Source organism: Paucibacter sp. B51 (genome assembly GCF_027863535.1).
In the GTDB taxonomy this organism is placed as follows: domain Bacteria; phylum Pseudomonadota; class Gammaproteobacteria; order Burkholderiales; family Burkholderiaceae_C; genus Paucibacter_A; species Paucibacter_A aquatilis.
The window spans coordinates 2512652-2533984 of record NZ_JAPIVN010000001.1 but is presented as its reverse complement, the minus strand read 5'-3'; the positions used below and the strand labels follow the sequence as shown (position 1 = coordinate 2533984).

The window sequence follows — 21333 nt, the reverse complement described above, 5'->3', positions numbered from 1 at the left end:
CAGAGGGCGCCCAGTGTAACTTTGCCCCGCCCCTGCCAACACTCCCGCGGCGACGCCCTGCACCAAGCCCGGGTATCAAATGCCTTGCGCAGTTTTGAACAGGCCGCTGGGGTCCTGCGCCTGCTTGATCTGCTGAAGCCGGGCCAGGTGGCTGCCGTGGTAGGCCGGCAGCGGGTCGGCAATGCCAGCATCCGGGTAATTGAGATAAGCGCGGCCACTGCTCCAGGGCCGCATCAGCTCGCGCAAGCCATGGGTCCAGCTGGCCCCCTCCTCCACCGCCGCGGCGCTGGCGACTGGCGGCAGCTCCACCCCGTACTGGGCGCTGAACAAGGCTGCGCGGTGCGGAAACGCCGTAGCCTGCAGCGGCACCTGGCCGATGGCTCCGCCCATCAGATTCAGAATCACCCCGCCCGAGCCCTGGCCGCGCCGCACACGCAAGGCGTCGGCCAAGGCCCGCTGACCCTCGGGCGGCAGGGCCTGGTCGTAAAAGTCCGAGCTGGCCGCCATGGCCACCCGACCGAGGCGCCCCTCCGGGTTCTGCGCCGGCAGATGGCATTGCGCCAGGCTCAGGCCGGCGCAGTCGCCGAGCAAGACATCCCGGTAGCTGCGCGATTGCAGCGCGGCCGGCACCAGGCCGGGCCGGTTGATGCGCGCCAGCAGCGCCTGCCAGATCGGCGAGAACTGTGCGGGATCGCTGTGCGCCCCCAGGGCCAGCCCCCAGAGCCGCCCTCCCCCCGGAGACAGGGCCAGCTGCGACCAGGCCGAAGCGGGCAAGCCCTGCTCGGACCAGCGCTGCCAGGCCGCGAGCACCGCCTCCACATCATCCGGACCGAAGCTCGCGCTGAACTGCAGCAATGGCCCCACGGCATGGGTTTGAAAGCGCAGCTCGGTCAGCACACCAAAGCGCCCGCCGCCGCCGCCGCGCAAGGCCCAGAACAGATCGCTGTTGCGGCCGGCATCGCAGACCAGGGTTTGCCCCTCGGCATTGACCACGGTGGCGCCAATCAGAGCGTCGCAGCTGAGGCCATAGGCCCGGTCCAGCACCCCGAAGCCACCGCCGAGGGTGATGCCGGCAATGCCCACGCTCAAGCAGCTGCCCGAGGGGATGCAGCGGCCCTGGCTGATCAAGCCTTCGTACACATCGGCCAGGGTGGCGCCAGCGCCGACCACGGCCACCTCGCCCTCCAGCCTGACCCCGTTCATCGGCCCGACATCGAGCACCAGGCCCGGCCCGGTCGAGGCGCCCAGATAGCTGTGGCCACCGCCACGCAGGGCCAGAGGCATGGCCTTGCGGCGGGCGAAGGCCAAACCGGCCGCCACATCGGCCGCACTGGCGCAGCGCAGCAGACCCAGCGGACGCAGTGCGTCATAGCGGGCGTTGGCGACCAGGCGCCGGGTGTCGTAACTGGCATGACCGGGGCGCAAGACTTGCCCGGCCCCCTGGGCTTGCACTTGCGCGGCCAGAGCATCCCAATCGGCATCCGGGCTGGGGCCCGGCACGGGGGGTGGCGCGGGTGGCGGCTCCACGATGCTGCTGGTGGATCCACCCCCACCGCCGCCACAGCCGGCCAGCCCACCAGCCAGTACCGCCGCCGCGGGCCAGGCCGCCCCGCGAGCCAGAAAACGCCGTCGATCCATCTTGCCCTCCCCCGAGTCACAAAATACCAAACGACACCCAATTTAATACCAGTCTAGAACCAAGTTAACAGAATCCTTGTCAGGGCTTGTGCCAGGGAGACACGGTGCTTCAGCACCGGGCTGTGCGAATGGCAGCCCCGGGAGTGAAAGAAGAGCGAAAGTTCTGGAGCTTGCGACCGATAGCCCATGAAGCCATGAAGTGTTGAGGCGGCGTGTGAATCCAGCGGCCCTCAGGAGTGTTCTCCCGGGCCTGCGGCGCGCCAGGCTTTGATGTCCCATCCCCCAGCCCTTCGATTTCCTGCATCCATGTTTTTTTCGCCCCTGCAAGCCCTGGCGCGCCTGCGCATCGGCACCCGCCTGGCCCTGCGCTCCGTGCTGGTGCTATTGCTGCTGACCCTAGCCGGGCTGAGCCAGCTGGAACGCATGAACCAGCTCTCGGTGGCCTTGAACGAGCTGGCCAGCCAGCGCCTGAACCTGCTGCACCTGTCCGAGGACATCAGCGCGCAAGCCCACAAGACCTCGCGCAAGCTGCTCGTGCTGATCAGCGCGCCGCGCGAGCAGCGCATTGCCGCTTACCGAGAGGCCGACGCCGCCAACCGCCAGATCGACCAGGACCTGGGCCTGCTCGGCCAACAGCTGCACGGCGCCCCCAGCCAGAAAGCCTATGCCGATTTGAGCGAAGCCCTGGCTCAGTACCGGAGCACCTATGGCCGCAATGTCGACCTGATCGAGGCAGAGGACATGCGCGCCGCGCGCGAGATGATGGCGCGGGACACCGAGCAAGCCCTGGATCAGCTGGCCCGCGCCGCCGACCGCCTGCTGGAAATCCAGCAAGAAGACACGGCCGACCATGCCCACGAGCTGCAAGACGAAATCCGCAAGGACCGCCAATGGATGCTGATCCTCGGCGTGCTGGTGGTGACGCTCAGCGGGGCGCTGGACGGCGTGGTGCGCCGCTCCATCACCGTGCCCCTGGGTCACGCCGAACAGGCAGCCCAGCGCCTGGCCGCTGGTGACTACAGCGCGCGCGCCGAGCTGCAGGGCCAGGACGAGGTGACTCGCGTCGGCCAGGCGCTGAACACCCTGGCCGCCGCCGTGGGCGAGCGCGAGCTGCGTCTGCGCCGACTGGCCAACACCGATGCCATGACCGGCCTGGCCCAGCGCGCGCGCTTTCTGGTCGAGGCCAATGAGCAGCTGCAACAGCGGCGCAACCAGGGCGGCCTGGCCTCCTGCCTGCTCTGCCTGGACCTGGACCGCCTCAAAACCATCAACGCCTTGCTCGGCTTCGATGCCGGCGATGCCGTGATCCGCCGCGCCAGCAGCCATCTGGCCGAAGCCCTGGGGGCGCAAGCCCCGCTGGCCCGCCTGGCCGGCGGCACCTTTGCCGCCCTGCTGCAGGTACGCGACGCCGCCGACGCCCAGCAGCAGGCCGAGAGCCTGCGCCGCGCCATCGAGCAGCCGCTGGACTGGCAAGGCCAACGCCTGGACCTGTCCATCTCCTGCGGCGCCGCGCTCTGCCCCGAGCATGGCCATGAGGCCGAGTCTCTGCTGCGCCAGGCCGAGCAGGCCTTGTTCGAATCCAAGCGCTCCAAGGCGGCGCTGCGTTTCTACAGCAGCGGCACCGAGCAGGCCCGTCAGCAAGACCTGACCCTGGCGTCGGATCTGCAAGCGGCCCTGCAAGGCGAGCAGCTGCATGCCTATCTGCAGCCCAAGCTGCGACTGGGCAGCGGCGAGCTGGAAGGCGCCGAAGCCCTGGTGCGCTGGAAGCACCCGACCCGCGGCTGGGTGCCGCCGGGCGAGTTCATCCCCTTTGCCGAGCGCACCGGCCGGGTCAGCCAGCTGACGCGCTGGATGCTGGGCGAGGCCTTGCGCATGCTGGCCGAGCCACGCATGGCCGGCCTGCACATTGCCGTCAACATCTCCACCCAGGATCTGCAGAACGGCGAGCTGCTGGACTTTCTGCGCGAGCGCCTGCAGCAGCACGACGTCGACCCGCAACACCTGACCCTGGAGCTGACCGAAACCGGCCTGATGGACAGCAGCGACGACCCGGTGGCCCTGCTGCATGGTCTGCGCACCCTGGGCGTGCGCCTGTCGATCGACGACTTCGGCACCGGCCACTCTTCGCTGGCCTATCTGCAGCGCCTGCCGGTGGATGAGCTCAAGATCGACCGCTCCTTTGTGCGCGAGGTGGACCTCTCACCGCGGCGCTACGAGCTGCTGGAAACCATCGCCCGCCTGGGCCACAGCCTGGGTCTGACGGTGACGGCCGAAGGCATCGAGCGCGAGGGCGAGCTGGACGCGGTGCGCCGCGTCGGTTGTGACCAGGTGCAAGGCTTCCTGCTGGGCCGCCCCATGGACTTCGAGTCCTTCCTGGCCTGGCGGGATGCACGCGGAGCCGCTGCCCCGCCCAGCCTGTGAGCCGCAGCTGCGCATGAAAAAGCCACGGGCGCGTTGAGCGCACGTGGCCGGGTCTTGCGGTGGGTGGGGCCCGAAGCGGCGAATGTTTCGCCACGCTCGGGGCCCGCGGTTACTTCTTACTTGGCCTTCTTGCTGCGATCGGGCACCACGGTGGTGACCGTGGGCATCACCGCGCCGGATGAAATCGGCTTGGGCGGCGCGCTGTCCTTCTTCGGCTTCTTCGCTTCCTTGTTGCTCTTTTGCTGACCTTTGGCCATGAGTCGCTCCTCAGTTGGCGTGCCTGCGGCACAGATGGACGATGGGGTGTTTCCAGCGAACTCGAAAAACCGTGCCGCAGTGTGACATGAAGCGGGCTCAGGCCCGGGGTCGGCGCAGCCAACTGCACCTCAAAAACGCCTCAGACGCTGCCTCAGAAGGCGCCCATATAGTCCTTCTTGCCCAGCTCCACGCCGTTGTGACGCAGGATGGCGTAGGCCGTGGTCACGTGGAAGAAGAACTGCGGCAGGCCGTAGCTCAGCAGATAGGCCTGGCCGGCGAAGCGGCGCTCTTTCGGCGTGCCCGGACGCAGCACCACCTCGCGGCTGGCGGCCTCGGCAAAGGCCTCGGCCGGCAGGCCATCGATGAAAGCCAGAGTGGCCTGGATGCGCGCCTGCAGCTCGGCAAAACTCTTTTCCTCGTCCGCCACGCTGGGCACCTCGGCGCCGGCCAGGCGGGCGCTCACGCCCTTGGCGAAATCACAGGCGATCTGCACCTGGCGCAGCAGGGCAAACATGTCCGGGAACAGGCGCGACTGCAGGAACACCTGCGGATCGATATTGCGCGCCGTGGCATGGGCCTCGGCCTTGCTCAGCACATCGGCCAGGCCGCCCAGCATTTGCTTGAACACGGGAACGCTGGCTTGGTGCAGAACGGGAGTGGATGCGGTCATGGCGGCACTTTCTAACTTGACGGTTGGGGAAAACATGGGAGCCACAGGTTCGCGGCCCGACGCTGCGCATTCTGTCAGCCCCGTGTGAATGCCGCTGGCGCCGCACCGAATGACCGGGTGGGGCTGCGCCTCGAATTTCATATATGCAAATTCGGATAAGCAATCTACAAATAAATGGTTTGTATATATATGAAGACTGCATAAAGTCCGCCCCCTGAGACGCAGACCTGCGCCTCAGCAACTGGGGACACATGTGGACTGGATGGCAATTGCAAGTGGATTTGGCGTCGGCGCCATCGTCGGGGTGACCGGCGTGGGCGGCGGTTCGCTGATGACGCCGCTGCTGCTGTCGGTGTTCCGGCTCAGCCCGGCCGTGGCCATCGGCACCGACCTGTGGTTCGCCGCCCTGACCAAGATGTCCGGCTCGGTGGCGCACTCGCGCCACGGCCACGTGAAATGGGGCCTGACCGCCCTGCTGCTGGCCGGCAGTATTCCCGCATCGATTGCCACCGTGGCCCTGATGCACGCCACCGACATCACCAAAGGCTGGGCCAGCACCCTGACCTTTTCCCTGGGCATCGCGCTGTTCCTGACCGCCTTGGTCGTGGCCTTCAAAAAATCGTGGCAGGCCGTGGGCCTGCGCCTGGAACGCCACATCCCCGAGTCGCGCAAGCCGGCGCTGACGGTCGCGGCCGGCGTGCTGTTGGGCGTGCTGGTCTCGCTGTCTTCGATCGGCGCCGGCGCGATCGGCGCCACCTTGATTCTGCTGATCTACCCGCGCCTGGAGGCGCGCTACATCGTCGGCAGCGACATCGCCCACGCCGTGCCCCTGACCCTGGTGGCCGGCATCGGCCATGCCACGCTGGGCCATGTCAACTGGACCTTGCTGCTGCCCTTGCTGATCGGCTCCATGCCCGGCATCTGGCTGGGTGCCCAGCTGACGCGACGCCTGCCCGATGGCGTGGTGCGCGGCCTGCTGTGCGGCTCCTTGCTGCTGGCCGGCTGGAAAGTCATTCACTAAAGCCCCGCCCGGCCGAAACCCCTTCTCAGATCCTCAGATCCACCGAACTCTTCCGACAAGCCCGCCATGTACCAGTACACCGACTTCGACCGCCAGTTCGTCCACGCACGCGCCGCGCAGTTCCGCGACCAGCTCGAACGCAATCTGGCCGGCACCCTGAGCGACGAGGAGTTCCGACCCCTGCGTCTGCAGAACGGCTGGTATGTGCAGCGCCATGCGCCCATGCTGCGCGTGGCCGTGCCTTACGGTGTCTTGTCCAGCGCCCAGCTGCGCGCCCTGGCCGGCATCGCCCGCGATTTTGACCGCGGCTATGGCCACTTCACCACGCGCCAGAACCTGCAGTACAACTGGATCCCCCTGCCCCAGGCCGCCGATGTGATGGACCGCCTGGCTGCGGTCGACATGCACGGCATCCAGACCAGCGGCAACTGCATCCGCAACATCACCAGCGACTGCTTCGCCGGCATTGCCCCCGACGAGATCGTCGACCCGCGCCCCTACGCCGAAGTGCTGCGCCAGTGGAGCACCCTACACCCCGAGTTCGCCTTCCTGCCGCGCAAGTTCAAGATCGCCATCTCGGGCGCGGCCGAAGACCGCGCCGCCATCGCCTGGCACGACATCGGCCTGCAGCTGAAGAAGAACGAGGCTGGCGAGATCGGCTTCCAGGTGCTGGTCGGCGGTGGCATGGGCCGCACACCCATCATCGGCCAGGTGATCAATGAGTTCCTGCCCTGGCAGCAGATCCTCGTCTACATCGAGGCCATCGTGCGCGTCTACAACCGCTACGGCCGCCGCGACAACGCCTACAAGGCCCGCATCAAGATCCTGGTCAAGGCCGAAGGCCAGGCCTTCTTCGACGACGTGAACGCCGAGTTCAAGCAGATCCTGGAGCTGGACGAAGGCGGCCGCGAACACCTGATCCCGCAGGCGGAACTGGACCGCGTGGCCGCCAGCTTCACCACGCCGGCCGGCGTGCAGCCGGGCGAGCGCAGCGACATCTTCGCGGGCGTGGAAGCGGGCCCCTACAAGCGCTGGTTGGAACGCAACGTCCACGGCCACCGCGTGCCGGGCTATCGCGCCGTGACCTTGTCGCTCAAGCGCGCCGGCATCGCCCCCGGCGACGCCACCGATGCCCAGATGGACGGCGCCGCCGAGCTGGCCGATCGTTTCGGCCTGGGCGAGCTGCGCGTCAGCCACGACCAGAACCTGGTGCTGACCTGGGTGCGCGAGGCCGACCTGCCGGCTCTGTTTGAAGCCAGCCGCACGCTGGGCTTCGCCACGCCGAACATCGGCCTGCTGACCGACATGATTGCCTGCCCCGGCGGCGACTTCTGCGCCCTGGCCAATGCACGCTCGATCCCGGTGGCCGCGGCCATCACCGAGCGCTTCGAGGACCTGGACGAGCAGTACGACATCGGCGACATCGACCTGCACATCAGCGGCTGCATCAACAGCTGCGGCCACCACCACAGCGGCCACATCGGCATCCTCGGCGTCGACAAGGACGGCAAGGAGTGGTACCAGATCTCGCTGGGCGGCTCGGACGGCTCGACCCTTTCGGGTGCTTCGGTGCCCGGCAAGGTGATCGGCCCCTCCTTCGCGGCCGACGAGGTGCCCGATGTGATCGAGTCCATCGTCCAGACCTACCGCAGCCAGCGCGCTGGCCACAGCGAGCGCTTCATCGACACCGTGCGCCGCATCGGACTCGAGCCTTTCAAGGCGCCGGCTAACGCCGTTCGGACGCTGACCGGCGCGAATGCCGCTGCCGAAGCCCAATGACCACCGCCCAGCCGACGACGACCATGAAATTCATCGACAGCACCCATCCCCAATGGCACCACGTGCTCGGCGAAGACGGCCCCATGCCGCACCCGGACCCGGCGCCCCACCTGCTGCTGAGCCTGGAGCAATGGCATGCCGTGCGCGACCACTGGCCCGCGGGCCTGCCCACCGGCGTGGAAGTGCCCAATGACTACGCCATCGAAGACCTGGCCGCCGACCTGCCCCGCCTGGCCCTGGTGGCCCTGAAGTTCCCGAAATGGGTGGACGGCCGTGCCTACAGCCAGGCCCGCCTGCTGCGCGCCCGCTACCGTTTTGCCGGTGAGATCCGCGCCACCGGCGAGGTGATCGTCGACATGCTGCCCTTGTTGGCCCGCTGCGGTTTCAATACCGTGCAGTTGCGCGCCGGCGAAAGCCAGGCAGCCGCCGAGCGCGCCCTGGGCTTCTTCCCGGCCCACTACCAGGGCGATGTGGACCACAGCCAGCCACTGTTTGCACGAGGCGCGGCATGAGCCACGGAGGCGTCTCTTCACTGAGCAGCCTGCCCGGCGCCGCGGCCAGCGCCTCGGCCGTGGGCCTGTATGCCCGCGCCACGCCCGGCTTTGAAGCGCGCGTGGCCGCCAGCGTCGCCCAGTTGCGCGCGGCTGCCGAGCGCTTCGGCGCCGGCCTGATCCAGAGCAGCAGCCTGGGCGCCGAAGACATGGTCATCACCGACCTGATCGCACGCCACGGCCTGGCCATCGACATCGCCACCCTGGACACCGACGCCCTGCATGCCGAGACCCTGGCCCTGCTGCCGCAGATCGAGGCGCGCTACGGCCTCTCGGTGCAGGTCTTCCGCCCGGTGGCCGAGCAGGTGGTGCATTTCGTCAAAACACATGGCGAGCGCGCCATGTACGAAAGCCTGGCCTTGCGCAAAGCCTGCTGCGGCGTGCGCAAGCTGGAGCCCCTGGGCCGCATGCTGGCCGGCCGCACGGCCTGGATCACCGGCCTGCGCCGCGAGCAAAGCCAGAACCGCGCCGAGGTGCCCGCCGAAGAGCTGGACGGCCAAGGCCGGGTCAAGCTCAATGTGCTGGCCGACTGGAGCTGGGCCGATGTCTGGCATTACATCGCCACCCACCAAGTCCCATACAACGCCTTGCACGACCAGTTCATGCCCAGCATTGGCTGCGCGCCCTGCACCCGCGCCATTGCGGTGGGCGAGGACTTCCGTGCCGGCCGCTGGTGGTGGGAAAACGACGATGCCAAGGAATGCGGCTTGCACAAGACGCATTCCCCGGCGACAGCCGCTACCGCGCAAGGCGCGGAAGTTGGCAGCGACGTTTCGGCGGAGGCTAACTTCGGCGACGCCGAAGTTAAGGATGCGACAGCGTCCGGCCGGAGCCACGACGAGAACGCCAAGGAGTGCGGCTTGCACCAAGCCCGCTCGAACGAAGAATTGAAGTCAGGAGCCACGGCATGAACGCCCCCCTCAATCTGCAAGCGCTGGCCGCCACGGTGGACCAGCGCCATCTGGACCATCTGGAAGAAGAAGCCATCTTCATCCTGCGCGAAGTGGCCGCTGCTTTCGAGCGCCCGGGCCTGCTGTTCTCCAGCGGCAAGGATTCCTGCGTGGTGCTGCGCCTGGCCGAAAAAGCCTTCAAGACCCGCGTGGCCGGCAATGTGTTCAAGGGCCGTCTGCCCTTCCCCCTGGTCCATGTGGACACCGGCCACAACTTCCCCGAAGTGATCGAATTTCGCGAGAAGCGCGTGGCCGAGATGGGCGAGCGCCTGATCGTGGCGCACATGGACGAGTCGATCAAAAAGGGCACCGTGCGCCTGGCTCATCCGCTGGAATCGCGCAACGGCCACCAGACCGTGACCCTGCTGGAAGCGATCGAAGAGCACCGTTTCGACGTACTGATCGGCGGCGCCCGCCGTGACGAAGAAAAGGCCCGCGCCAAGGAACGCATCTTCAGCCACCGCGACAGCTTCGGCCAGTGGCAGCCCAAGGAACAGCGCCCTGAGCTCTGGAATCTGTTCAACACCCGCATCCGCCCGGGCGAGCATTTCCGCGCCTTCCCGATCAGCAACTGGACGGAGCTGGATGTCTGGCTCTATATCGCCCGCGAAAACATCCCCCTGCCCAGCTTGTATTTCAAGCATGAGCGCCCGGTGATTCGCCGCAAGGGCTTGCTGGTACCGCTGACGGACGTGACGCCGCCCGAGGCCGGCGAAACGGTGGAAACCGCCACCGTGCGCTTCCGCACCGTGGGCGACATGACCTGCACCTGCCCGGTGGAAAGCACGGCCGCCACGGCCGCCGACATCGTGGCCGAGACGCTGACCGTGACCGTCAGCGAGCGCGGCGCCACCCGCATGGACGACCGCACGTCCGAGGCCTCGATGGAGCGCCGCAAGAAGGAAGGGTATTTCTGATCATGAACGCCGTTGCTGAACACCTGATTCACGACTCTGAGGTCGACACCCACCACCGCGCGCTGCGCTTCCTGACCGCCGGCAGCGTCGACGATGGCAAGAGCACCCTGATCGGCCGCCTGCTGTTCGATTCCCGCGCCATCCTGGCCGACCAGCTGGACACCTTGGAAAAGCGCGCAGCCGGTGCGCCCATCGACCTGTCCCTGCTGACCGATGGCCTGGAGGCCGAGCGCGAGCAAGGCATCACCATCGATGTGGCCTACCGCTACTTCGCCACCAAGACGCGCAAGTTCATCATTGCCGACGCGCCCGGCCATGAGCAGTACACCCGCAATATGGTGACGGCCGCCGCCGGCAGCGATGCCGCCGTGGTGCTGGTGGACATCACCAAGCTGGACACCTCGGTCGAGGCCGTCGAGCTGCTGCCTCAGACCCGCCGCCACAGCCTGCTGGCCCATCTGCTGCGCGTGCCTGGCATCGTCTTCGCCGTCAACAAGCTCGATGCGTTGGAGCAGCCCGGCCCGGCCTTTGCCGCTGTGGAGAAGGCCTTGCGCGCCTTTGCCGAGCAGGCCGGTATTGCCGTCACCGCCATCGTGCCGGTCTCGGCCCTGCGCGGCGACAACGTCACCCAACCCCTGGCCGGTGAATGGGCCACCTGGTACCAAGGCCCCTCGCTGCTGCAGGTGCTGGAAAGCCTGCCGGGCGTGCAGGAAAAGGTCGAGGGTCAGGTCTTGATCCCGGTGCAGTACGTGGCGCGAGACCCCGGTGAAGCCGGCGAAGGCACCGGCCACCAGCCGCGCACCCTCTGGGGCCGCATCGCCCATGGCCAGATCCAGGCCGGCGACGAGATCCAGATCCTGCCCAGCGGTGAAAAAGCCATCGTGGCCGAGGTGCGCCGTGCCGGCGAAACCGTGAGCCACAGCGTGGCGGGCGAATCGGCCGGCGTGGTGCTGGACCGCCAGCTTGATGTCTCGCGCGGCGACTGGATCGTCACCCCGGGTTCGGCCCAGCCGACACAAAGCTTCAAAGCCACTCTGGCCTGGTTGGACACCGAGCCGGCCGTGCCCGGCCGTAAGTACTGGCTGCGCCACGGCAACCGCTGGGTGCAGGGCCGCATCAGCGCCATCGAGCACCGCCTGGACATCCACAGCCTGCAGCCCTTGGACGCCGAGCAGCTGAATGTCAACGAGATCGGCCATGTGCAGATCGAGGTGCAGGCCGCCCTGCCGGTGGAGCCCTATGCCAGCAACCGCGTCGGCGGCAGCCTGATCGTCGTCGACCCCAGCAGCAACCGCACCAGCGGCGCCTTGTTGGTGCGCTGAACTCACCGCTCCGACCTGAAACGAGTCGCCCCATGAACCCACAAACCGTCCTCTTCGTCAGCGCCGGCCCCGGCGCCGCTGACCTCATCACCGTGCGCGGCGCGCGCGCCCTGGCCGCCGCCGAGGTGGTGCTGTTCGACGCCCTGACCGACCCGGCCCTGCGCGATCTGGCGCCGCACGCGGAATGGATCGATGTGGGCAAACGCGGCTTTTGCGACTCGACCAAACAGACGGCCATCAACGCCGCCCTGGTCAAGCAGGCACGGACCGGCCGCCGCATCGTGCGCCTCAAGGGCGGCGATGCCAGCATCTTTGGCCGCCTCGAAGAAGAGCTGATCGCCCTCCATGAAGCCGGCATTGCCAGCGAGGTCGTGCCCGGCGTGACCGCCGCCATTGCCGCCGCCGCCCAGGTGCAGCGCCCGCTGACCCGCCGCGGCAGCGGCCGCAGTGTCAGCCTGACCACGGCCATGACCCAGGATGGCGAGCTGCAGGCCGCCCGCAGCGCCGACACCGAGGTCTTCTACATGGCCGGCCGCCAGCTGGCCGCCCTGGGCCGCAAGCTGCTGGAGGCCGGCTGGCCGGCCGACACGCCGGTGCTGGCGGTCTCGCGCGCCAGCTGCGCCGATGCCCTGAGCAGCGACCACACGGTGGCCGAGCTGGCCGCGGCCTCGCTGCTGCACCGCGGCCGCCCGACCGTGGTCACCGTCGGCGCGGGCGCCCGGCCGCTGACGACTGCACGGCGCGGCGTGGGGGTTTCAGGCCACGCTTCGCCCACAAATTCCAGCAACACGCCGGGTCTTGCGCCCCATCAAGGCCTGACTCGCAGCCTCATTGATTAAAATCCGCCTTTTGCCGCCGCTTGGCGCCACGCCCGAAACGGGTGCAGCCCGGCAGCGACTCTGGCCCCAACTACACGAGCTGATCCACCATGACCCACGTCGTCCTTGAATCCTGCATCCGCTGCAAGTACACCGACTGCGTCGACGTGTGCCCCGTTGACTGCTTCCGCGAAGGCCAGAACTTCCTGGCCATCGACCCGGATGAATGCATCGACTGCGCCGTCTGCATCCCCGAGTGCCCGGTCAACGCCATCGTGCCGGAAGAAGATGTGCCGGGCAATCTGCAGCACATGATCAAGCTCAATGCCGACCTCGCCAAGAAGTGGCCCAGCATCACCAAGCGCAAGGGCGCCCTGCCCGACGCCGATGACTGGAAGGACCGCACGGACAAGCTGTCCGAGCTGATCCGCTGAACAACTTCGTAATAACTGCTGAAGCGGGGCCTGTACTGGGCCCGGCCAAGAAATGGAATCCCAAGTGAACGTAGAGACGACGACCGCGCCCGCCGACGAACTCCTGGCCCCGGGCCCGGACACCATTGAGACCGATGCCGTCATCGTCGGCGCCGGCCCGGTGGGCCTGTTCCAGGTCTTCGAGCTGGGCCTGCTCGAGGTCAAGGCCCACATCATCGACTCCCTGGCCTACCCCGGTGGCCAGTGCATCGAGCTCTACCCGGACAAGCCGATCTACGACATCCCGGCCGTGCCCATCTGCACCGGCAAGGAGCTGACCGACAACCTGATGAAGCAGATCGAGCCCTTCGGCGCGACCTTCCATCTGGGCCAGGAAGTGACCACCGTGCTCAAGCAGGACGATGGCCGCTTCTTCGTCGCCACCAGCAAGGGCACCAGCTTCCTGACCAAGACCATCTTCATCGCCGGTGGCGTGGGCTCCTTCCAGCCGCGCACGCTGAAGGTCGAGGGCATCGACAAGTACGAAGGCACCCAGCTGCACTACCGCGTGCGCAACCCCGAGCAGTTCGCCGGCAAGAACCTGGTGATCGTCGGTGGCGGTGACTCGGCCCTGGACTGGGCCCTGAACTTCTGCGCCGGCAACGACGACGGTGGCGCCCACAAGGCCGAGAGCGTGATCCTGCTGCACCGCCGCGACGGCTTCCGCGCCGCCCCGGCCAGCGTGGCCAAGATGCGCGAGCTGTGCGAGGCCTACGAGATGCAGTTCGAAGTCGGCCAGGTGACCGACATCGTCGAAGCCGATGGCAAGCTGACCAATATCAAGGTCACCGGCGGCGACGGCGTGACCCGCGTCGTGCCCTGCGACCAGGTGCTGGTGTTCTTCGGCCTGAGCCCCAAGCTGGGCCCGATCGCCGAGTGGGGCCTGGCCCTGGAGCGCAAGCAGATCGTCGTCGATACCGAGAAGTTCCAGACCAGCGTGCCGGGCATCTTCGCCGTCGGTGATGTGAACACCTATCCCGGCAAGAAGAAGCTGATCCTCTCGGGCTTCCATGAATGCGCCCTGGCCGCCTTCGGCGCCATGCCCTACATCAACCCCGACAAGCGCGTGCATCTGCAGTACACGACCACCAGCCCGAAACTCCACAAAGTTCTGGGCGTTGAGTCGCCGGTCTTCGACTGATCCGGGCTCGCCGATCACCAAAACAAAAGCCGCCCTCGAGGCGGCTTTTTCATGCCCTGACGGGGCTCAGCTGGGCAGGCGGATGATGAACTCCGCCCCGCGGCCCGGCGCGCTGTTCAGCGCCAGTTCGCCGCCCAGGCGCTGCACCACCAGGCGCTGCGCGAGGTAGAGGCCCAGGCCCGATCCGCCCTGGCCCATGCGGGTGCTGAAAAAGGGGTCGAAGACATGGGCCTGGTGCTCGCGGGCGATGCCATGGCCGCTGTCGGCCACGCGCAGCTCCAGGCCCTCGGGCAGGGCCCGGCCGTGCAGGCTCAGGCGGCGCTCGCCGCTCCAGCCCTGGAAGGCATGCAGCAGCGCGTTCTCGATCAGCTGGGCCAGCACCTGACTCAGCGCCGCCGCATGGCCGCGCAGGCGCAGCGGCTGCAGCCCGCTCAAATCGACCGTCACGCCGGCCTCGCGCAAGGCGCCGGTGAAGGCCTGCAAGGTGTTGTGGGCGACCTGGGCGGCATCCATCCACTCGGCCTCTTCGCTGCTGTCCTGCAAGGCCAGGGCCTTGAAGTTGCGCAGCAGCACGGTGGCACGCTCCAGGCCGTGGCTGACGATGTCGAGATTGGCCTGCAGGTTCTGGCGCAGACCCTGCACGTCCTGCCGGCGCAGGCGGTTGGCCTCGAAGGCCTGGCCGAATTCCTGCAGCCCGGCCTGGGCCGAGCTGGTGGCCAGCAAGGCATTGCCCAGCGGTGTGTTCAGCTCATGGGCCACGCCGGCCACCAGATAGCTCAGCGCGGCCTGCTTTTCATGCTCCATCAGCCGGCGCATGGCCAGCTCCAGCTCGCGGGTGCGCTGCGCCACCTTGAGCTCCAGCTGGGCATGGGCTTCGGTCAGGGCTGCCTCGGCCGCGCGCCGCACCGACATCTCGGCGCGCAGGCGGCTCAAGGTCTCGTTGAGCTCGCCATTGCGCTGGGCCAGGGCCTGCTCCAGGCTGTTGCCCTGGCGTTGCAGCAGTTCGTTTTGCGCCGCCACGCGGGCATGCTGAACCAGGCTCAACATGCCCTGGCCGAAGTTCTGCTGCTGAGCGCGCAGATTGGCGCCGAGCAGTTGCACCTGGGCCTGGCGCGCCTCCAGGGCCTGGGCCAAATCGCCGCAGTCCTCGGCACATTCGGCCAGGCGCAGCAGGGCGCGCCCGAGCAGGAAGAGCAAGCCGCCCTGCTCGCACATGGCCCGCACCTCGCGGAACATGAGCAGGGCCTCGCGGGCCCGGCCCGATTTCCAGGCCAGCAAGGCCTGGTTCTGGCGCAGATGGGCGCGGTTGAGCAGGGACAGCGGCTGCTGCGCCGCCAGCTGTTCCACCTCGCGCAGCAGCTGGGCGGCCTCGTCCAACTGGCCGGTCCAGATCATCAGATTGGCCAGGCTGAAGCGGCAGCGCACCCGCGTCGGCGGGCTGCCAATCAGCTCGGCCAGGGCCAGGGCGCGGCGGTAGATCGGGATGGCCTGGCGTGAATCGATGCCTTCGGCCGAGCCGCTCAGCTCGGTGTTGGCGTTCGCATACGCCGCGCCGACCGAGAGCAGCAAGGCGCAGCGCAGGCGCGGCGGCATCTCGCCGTCCTGAACGGGCCGGTCGTCACAGGCATCCGGGCCCTCGAGCAGGGGCTCGAACTGGCGGATCAGCTCGACAAACATCTCGGCCGCCATCAGCACCCGGGCCAGCAGCAGACGGGCCAGCTGGCGCGAGCGCGTATCGCCGATGCTCTCGTACAAGGCATCGGCCTGGCCCACCGCCTGCATGGCGGCGGCAGTCAAGCGGGTGGCGCTTTGCACCAGGGCCATGCTGCACAGCGCATCGGCGCTGACCCGGGCCGAGCCCAGGCTTTGCGCACTCTCCAGCAAGGCATAGGCCTGCTCGGCCGCGGCCGGGCTGCAGCCGTTGAGCAGCTGCAGGCGCAGCTCGCGGGCTTGCAGGCGCAGCACCAGATCGGGCGTCAGCTCGGGCCGGGCCAGCCACTGGTGCAGGCTGTCCAGCGCCTCGTCCTGGCGCTCCTCCAGGATCAGCTCATCGAGGGCTTGCAGCCAGGCCGGGTCCGCCTGCGCATCGGCAGGATGCGAAACGGCCGGCGCGCCAGATTCAGGCACAGGGCTGGATGGCAGACTGGGCGGGGCGCTGGGTGCCGGACGGAGCGTCATGGCCCGAGTGTCCGCGCGGCCCGCAGCCAGAGCAAGCCCGGGAAAGACCGCAAATAGGGCGCGACGCTAGAATGCGCGCTTCGCTGGGGGTGCTGGCTTTCTGAAGGGGAAGCCGGCTGAGAAAGTCCCTTTGAACCTGATCGCTGGCTCCGGCCGGCATGCCGATCTCCGGATCGGCACGAGTTAATCCTCGCGCAGGGAAGCATCTGAGGCACAGCCCGTCGGCTCGCAGCACCCACGCTGCGGCCTGCCGCGGCGCCCTGGCTTGCCGCCCTGCAGCGTCTGTTGTTGTTCTTGACTTCACTGCAGTTCCCGATGCCCACATTCCTTTCGCCCCGCCCTGCCCTGGCCCTGCGCCCGAGCCTTGTTTCATCCGCCCTGGCCCTGCTGCTCGGCAGCAGCCTGGCCCAGGCGCAGAGCCTGCCCGCCGTCTCGGTCAGCGGCCGCACGGCCGAGATGCCGGCCCAGGTGGGCGGCTTCGGCGAGACCCCGGTGGCCAAGCTGCCGCTGCAGGTCAGCCTGATCAGCCAGGAACGCCTGCTGGACGCCGGCATCTCGGCCCTCTCGGGCCTGACCGCCCTGGACGCCAGCGTCGGTGCTGCCTACAACGCCGCCGGCTACATCTCCTACCTGAAGATCCGCGGCTACGACCTGGACAACCGCTTCAACTACCGCCGCGACGGCCTGCCCATCAACGGCGAGACCATGCTGGACCTGGGCAACAAGAGCAGCATCGAGGTGCTCAAGGGCAGCAGCGGCATCCAGGCCGGCACCAGCTCGCCCGGCGGCCTGGTGAACCTGGTGGTCAAGCGCCCGACCGCGCAAGCACAGACCATCCTCAGCGGCGGCTTCAGCGAGCGCGGTACCTTTGAAGCGGCCATCGACTGGAGCCAGCGCTTCGGCGGCAGCGGCGAGTTCGGCCTGCGCGTCAATGCCGCCGCGGCCGATCTGCATCCGCAGCTGCGCGATGCCACGGGCACGCGCCAGCTGCTGGCCGTGGCCGGCGAGTGGCGCGTGCAGCCGGGCACCCTGCTCGAGGCCGAGTTCGAACTGAACCGCCACAGCCAGCCCAGCCAGCCGGGCATGAGCCTCTTGGGCAACAAGCTGCCCGATGCCAAAGCCTTCGATCCGCGCACCAATCTGAACAACCAGAGCTGGACCCTGCCCGTCGAGTTTGACAACCAGCACGCCTCGCTGCGCCTGCAGCAGCGCCTGAGCGCCGACTGGAGCGCCCAAGCCCATCTGGCCGTGCAGCGCCTCAAAACCGACGACCGCCTGGCCTACGCCTACGGCTGCGACAAGGAAGGCAACTACGACCGCTACTGCAGCGACGGCACCTACGATATGTTCGACTTCCGCAGCGAGAACGAGCGCCGCAACAGCGAAGCCTTGGACCTCTCCCTGAGCGGCCGCTTCGACACCGGCCCGCTGCGCCACCAGCTGAGCACCGGCTTCCTGATCAGCCATTACAAAAGCCGCGCCCAGGCCCAGGCCTACAACGGCGTAGGCCCAGGCCGCATCGACGGCAGCGCGGTCAACCCCGCCGACCCCAGCCTGACCGACCAGAACACCTTGCGCGACGAGCGCAGCCGCGAGTTCTCGCTGCGCGACACGGTGCAACTGAGCACCGAGCTGCAAGCCTGGGCCGGCCTGCGCCACACCCAGCTGAACCGCAGCAGCGTGCGCACCAATGGCTCACGCCCGACCGACTACAGCCAGAGCCTGAGCACGCCCTGGCTGGGCCTGAGCTATGCCATCAACCCGCAGCTGATGGCCTACGCCAGCTGGGGCGAAGGCGTGGAGAGCGAAGTGACGCCCAACCGCAAGCGCTACGGCGACGCGGCCGGCCGCGCCCTGCCGGCGCTGAAGAGCCGCCAGAGCGAGATCGGCCTCAAGGCCGGCAGCAAGGCGGTGGACTGGTCGATCAATGCCTTCCAGATCAACCGCCCGGTCTGGGAGGACATCGGCGAGTGCAGCGACAGCACGCCCGGCAGCTGCGTGCGCCGCGCCGATGGCATCGCCCGCCACCAGGGCCTGGAAGCCCAGGCCGATTTGAAATGGGCCGGTGGTGGCCTGCTGGCCAGCGCCATGAAGCTCAAGGCCCGCCGTGCCGACAGCAGCGTGGCCGACATCAACGGCCTCAAGCCCGTCAACGTGGCCGAGAACAGTCTGCGCCTGCACGTGCGCCAGGATGTGCCCGCGCTGGCTGGCCTGCAGCTGAACGCTGGCCTGGTGTTTGAGGGCCCGCGCGCCGTGCTGCGCGACAACAGCCTCAGCATCCCGGGCTGGACCCGTCTCAATGCCGGCGCGCGCTTCGAGCAGAGCTGGGGCCGCCAGCTGCTGATCTGGCGCGTCGGCGTGGACAACATCGCCAACAAGCGCGCCTGGAAAGAGTCGCCCTTCCAGTTCGACCATGTCTACCTCTACCCCCTGGCGCCGAGAACTTTCCGAACAAGTTTGGAAATCCACTTGTAAACCTCTCAAAATTCATCCTATAATGCGAGGCTCTGTTCCTCGATAGCTCAGTCGGTAGAGCGCCGGACTGTTAATCCGTAGGTCCCTGGTTCGAGCCCAGGTCGAGGAGCCAGAAATTCAGCGTTGCAGCGGTTCGGATTGCCTGCTGCAACATCAAAAATTAGAAGTACCGAAAAGACAATTCCTCGATAGCTCAGTCGGTAGAGCGCCGGACTGTTAATCCGTAGGTCCCTGGTTCGAGCCCAGGTCGAGGAGCCAACTATGCTTGCTGCGAACCGAGTTCCCATCCATCTGGATGAGGCACTCGGGCTTGTAGGTCACCACAAGCTCGGTCTCATGCACGACGATCATGTCGGCAATCGTTGCGACAAACGCGCGCAGCATCTTGGGGTCATCGCACCCCGTCAGCGTGGCCCGGAACACTTCTGCGGCCTCTTCTGCTGACACCTCAATCGTCCCCACCATCGGATCCGCTTCGTTCTCGAGAGAGATCAAGGCGGCTTCGACCTTTCCGATCTGCTCGTTCAGCTGTTTGATGCGCGGGCCGAGCTCGGCCAGGCCGAGCGAATCGGTGCCACCGGTCTCGATCACGTCATAGAGCTTGGATCGGCGGCCCTCGGCCGTGCGGAGCTCGAGGACCAGCGCTGTGCGCCTGGCGGCCCGATCCTTCACCCACCTGGTGGCCGCATCGTCCAGCTGGTCGAGCACGGCCTGGATCGTGTCGGCATTCAGCAGCTTGTCGAGCAGCTGATCGAGCAGCCAGGTGTCCAGCTTGTCCGCACGAATGTTTTTGAACTCGCAGCGCTTGCCCTGCAGGTGGCCACGGCAGGCGTAGTAGCTGTACATCGAGCCGCCACGGCCGGTGCCGGTCTGCACTTGCAACGAGCTGTTGCAGCGGCCGCAGCGCAATAGGCCTGTGAACAGGTGCGTGCTGGATGGCGCGCCGCTCTCGGGTGTGGGCGCGCGCTGGCTCATGCCCTGCTGCACCGCTTGGAAGTCTTCCTGCGACACCAGCGCTTCATGCGCGTTCACGCGGATCCACTCAGACTGGGGCCGGGGCTTCCTGGTCTTGCGCTCGAAGCGGTTGTAGATCACCTCGCCCATATAAACCTCGCTGTTGAGCATGTAGAGGACCGTGCCCTTTGACCAGGCACGGCCTCGCATCTTCATGCCCTGGCTGTTCAGGTCCAGGGCGATCAATTTGGCACCGACGCCGCGGCGCGCACTGTCGAAGATCGAGCGCACCACCGAAGCCTCGGGTTCTTTCGGAACCAGGCGCCGGCGCTTGCCATCCTCTGCGACCACCGCCTGGTAGCCGTAGGGAACCCGTCCACCCATGAAATACCCCTCCCGTGCCGCCTTCATCATGCTGCGGCGTGTGTCGGCGCTGACCTGGCGGCTGTAGCTCTCATCGACCACCTGCTGGAAGCTGTCCAGCATCCAGCCTTCGTGCGTGTCCAGATCGATCTGGCCCTGGGCATAGATCAGCTTGGTGCTGTAGCTGGCCAGCTCGCGCTTGTAGCTGATCGCATCGTGCTGATCTCGGGCGAAGCGTGAGCTGCTCCAGCAGATCAGCAGATCTACATCCCCCAGCGAGCAGCGGTTGATCGCCGCGCGAAAGCCCGGCCGCGCGTCAGTGGTGCCAGAAATACCCTCGTCTCTGAAGACATGCAGGACCACGGCACCGAGCTGCTCGGCCTTGGCCCTGCAGGACTGGATCTGGCTGTCGATGGACAGGCCCTCGTCAGCCTGCCGGTCCGTGCTCACACGGGCATAGATCACGGCGCGCTTCATGCGGGCACTCTACTGGCGTGCACCAGGCGGTTCAGATGACGGAGGCTCAATGTCTCACCAAGTTGTTGCTTGACCATCGTGTAGATCTCGCTCGGTTTCAGTCCCGAAGCGACCAGGGTTTCGATGTACCGGTTTCGTTGATAACGGTCGAAGGCGCGCACGCCGCGCAGGCGCAGCTCGATCTGCCCGCCCTTGCCGCGGCGCAGGCCCGGCTGGGCCGACCAGAAGCGCCACAGGCCCACAAAATCCTCATAGCCCACCAGACGCGCCACAGCCACCCAGGAGGCCGACAGGCCAATGTCCAGCAGCTCGGCCAGCCTAGGGTCGCCTGTACCCGCGCGCGGGGCACCTGGTGCCGCCTTGGCGGCCTCGGCCTGCAGTGCACGCTCCAGATCGGCATGGAACAGGTCGCCGGCAGCTTTGGCCGCAGCCGTCACCCGCATGCGCTCCTGCAGGTAGCGGCTGATGCCCACCTCGCCGTAGCTGGCCAGGCGGTTGTCGGCCCACCTCGAGCTGGCCACCTTCTTCACTGCCTTGTAGGTGGTGGCCATGTCGCCCAGCTGCTCGCGCAGCTGCTGCAGGATCTCGGTGGGCGTCATACCGACGCTTGCCAGGCGGCGGATGTACAGATCGCGCTGCAGGCGCTCGTACCAGCTGAAGTCGCGCAGCTGCAGCAGCACCTGGCCGTCATCGGTCAGCACCGCGCGATCGGCCGACAGATGGCGCCAAAGCAGCATGAAGCGGTCATAGCCCAGCCGCTCGGCAGTCTCCAGCCAGACCGCCGACAGCCCGATCGCGGCCAGTTCGGCCATGCGCAGGTCAGCATGCGCGGCCGGCGAAATTTTCGAAAGTTCTGAGGGGGTGCATTCATCCAGGTACCCACCTCCCCCTCCCAGGGGGGCCGGCTTCGCCCGCCGACCCCCCACC

At 67.5% G+C, this 21333-nt stretch carries 16 protein-coding genes, 2 tRNA genes and 1 pseudogene; 13 read left to right on the top strand and 6 right to left on the bottom strand.

Features of this window, described 5'->3' with window-relative positions:
• Window positions 1–75 precede the first annotated feature (75 nt).
• Window positions 76–1500: an FAD-binding oxidoreductase gene (locus tag OOB33_RS10910; protein WP_271008685.1), complete on the bottom strand. Its 1425-nt coding sequence runs from the start codon at window positions 1498–1500 to the stop codon at window positions 76–78.
• 444 nt (window positions 1501–1944) lie between these two features.
• Between OOB33_RS10910 and OOB33_RS10905 the strand changes: the two genes are divergently transcribed.
• Window positions 1945–4059 carry a putative bifunctional diguanylate cyclase/phosphodiesterase gene (locus tag OOB33_RS10905; RefSeq protein WP_271008684.1) on the top strand — a complete coding sequence of 705 codons (2115 nt, stop codon included), beginning with the start codon at window positions 1945–1947 and terminating at the stop codon, window positions 4057–4059.
• A 116-nt stretch (window positions 4060–4175) separates the two neighbouring features.
• On the opposite strand, the gene OOB33_RS10900 is transcribed toward OOB33_RS10905, so the two are convergent.
• Window positions 4176–4316: a hypothetical protein gene (locus OOB33_RS10900; RefSeq protein WP_165794543.1), complete on the bottom strand. Its 141-nt coding sequence runs from the start codon at window positions 4314–4316 to the stop codon at window positions 4176–4178.
• Window positions 4317–4468: 152 nt separating this feature from the next.
• The gene (locus tag OOB33_RS10895) at window positions 4469–4987 is read right to left on the bottom strand and encodes a DUF1993 domain-containing protein (RefSeq protein WP_271008683.1); all 519 of its coding nucleotides are present in this window, start codon (window positions 4985–4987) and stop codon (window positions 4469–4471) included.
• A gap of 262 nt (window positions 4988–5249) precedes the next feature.
• On the opposite strand from OOB33_RS10895, the gene OOB33_RS10890 reads away from it, so the two are divergent.
• The 9 genes and pseudogenes from OOB33_RS10890 (at window position 5250) to OOB33_RS10850 (ending at window position 13959) form a co-directional block, all read left to right on the top strand.
• Window positions 5250–6008 (top strand): sulfite exporter TauE/SafE family protein, encoded by a 759-nt coding sequence (locus OOB33_RS10890; protein WP_271008682.1) that lies wholly within the window; start codon window positions 5250–5252, stop codon window positions 6006–6008.
• A gap of 66 nt (window positions 6009–6074) precedes the next feature.
• The gene (locus OOB33_RS10885; RefSeq protein WP_271008681.1) at window positions 6075–7787 is read left to right on the top strand and encodes a nitrite/sulfite reductase; all 1713 of its coding nucleotides are present in this window, start codon (window positions 6075–6077) and stop codon (window positions 7785–7787) included.
• Between the two features lie 23 nt (window positions 7788–7810).
• Complete coding sequence (locus tag OOB33_RS10880; protein ID WP_271008680.1) at window positions 7811–8299, top strand: DUF934 domain-containing protein; 489 nt, start codon at window positions 7811–7813, stop codon at window positions 8297–8299.
• Window positions 8296–9051 (top strand): annotated as a pseudogene (locus OOB33_RS10875) (phosphoadenylyl-sulfate reductase); the annotation flags it as partial. The gene OOB33_RS10880 and the pseudogene OOB33_RS10875, both read left to right, overlap by 4 nt.
• A 194-nt stretch (window positions 9052–9245) precedes the next feature.
• The gene (cysD, locus tag OOB33_RS10870; protein ID WP_263563979.1) at window positions 9246–10205 is read left to right on the top strand and encodes a sulfate adenylyltransferase subunit CysD; all 960 of its coding nucleotides are present in this window, start codon (window positions 9246–9248) and stop codon (window positions 10203–10205) included.
• Between the two features lie 2 nt (window positions 10206–10207).
• Entirely contained in the window at window positions 10208–11527 is a 1320-nt protein-coding gene (locus OOB33_RS10865; protein ID WP_271008679.1) for a sulfate adenylyltransferase subunit 1, read from the top strand.
• Between the two features lie 32 nt (window positions 11528–11559).
• Complete coding sequence (cobA, locus tag OOB33_RS10860; RefSeq protein WP_271008678.1) at window positions 11560–12366, top strand: uroporphyrinogen-III C-methyltransferase; 807 nt, start codon at window positions 11560–11562, stop codon at window positions 12364–12366.
• Window positions 12367–12455: 89 nt separating this feature from the next.
• Complete coding sequence (gene fdxA, locus OOB33_RS10855) at window positions 12456–12779, top strand: ferredoxin FdxA (RefSeq protein ID WP_271008677.1); 324 nt, start codon at window positions 12456–12458, stop codon at window positions 12777–12779.
• A 52-nt stretch (window positions 12780–12831) separates the two neighbouring features.
• Window positions 12832–13959, top strand: coding sequence for an NAD(P)/FAD-dependent oxidoreductase (locus tag OOB33_RS10850; protein ID WP_171825706.1), 1128 nt, complete (start codon window positions 12832–12834; stop codon window positions 13957–13959).
• A gap of 66 nt (window positions 13960–14025) precedes the next feature.
• Here OOB33_RS10850 and OOB33_RS10845 read toward each other — a convergent pair whose 3' ends face one another.
• On the bottom strand, window positions 14026–16137 hold the full coding sequence (locus OOB33_RS10845) for a sensor histidine kinase (RefSeq protein ID WP_271008676.1): 2112 nt from the start codon (window positions 16135–16137) through the stop codon (window positions 14026–14028).
• A 315-nt stretch (window positions 16138–16452) separates the two neighbouring features.
• Between OOB33_RS10845 and OOB33_RS10840 the strand changes: the two genes are divergently transcribed.
• The 3 genes from OOB33_RS10840 (at window position 16453) to OOB33_RS10830 (ending at window position 18870) form a co-directional block, all read left to right on the top strand.
• Window positions 16453–18612 carry a TonB-dependent siderophore receptor gene (locus tag OOB33_RS10840; RefSeq protein ID WP_271008675.1) on the top strand — a complete coding sequence of 720 codons (2160 nt, stop codon included), beginning with the start codon at window positions 16453–16455 and terminating at the stop codon, window positions 18610–18612.
• Between the two features lie 36 nt (window positions 18613–18648).
• A tRNA-Asn gene (locus OOB33_RS10835) sits at window positions 18649–18724 on the top strand.
• A gap of 70 nt (window positions 18725–18794) precedes the next feature.
• Window positions 18795–18870 (top strand) — tRNA-Asn (locus OOB33_RS10830).
• On the opposite strand, the gene OOB33_RS24535 is transcribed toward OOB33_RS10830, so the two are convergent.
• Together OOB33_RS24535 and OOB33_RS10825 are read right to left on the bottom strand one after the other, a co-directional pair.
• On the bottom strand, window positions 18829–20406 hold the full coding sequence (locus OOB33_RS24535) for a recombinase family protein (RefSeq protein ID WP_442953042.1): 1578 nt from the start codon (window positions 20404–20406) through the stop codon (window positions 18829–18831). The two genes, OOB33_RS10830 and OOB33_RS24535, sit on opposite strands and share 42 nt — an antisense overlap.
• A complete protein-coding gene (locus tag OOB33_RS10825) occupies window positions 20403–21218 on the bottom strand; it encodes a hypothetical protein (RefSeq protein ID WP_271008674.1) in 816 nt (271 codons plus the stop codon). Before OOB33_RS10825 ends, OOB33_RS24535 begins: the two co-directional genes overlap by 4 nt.
• Between the last annotated feature and the right edge of the window lie 115 nt (window positions 21219–21333).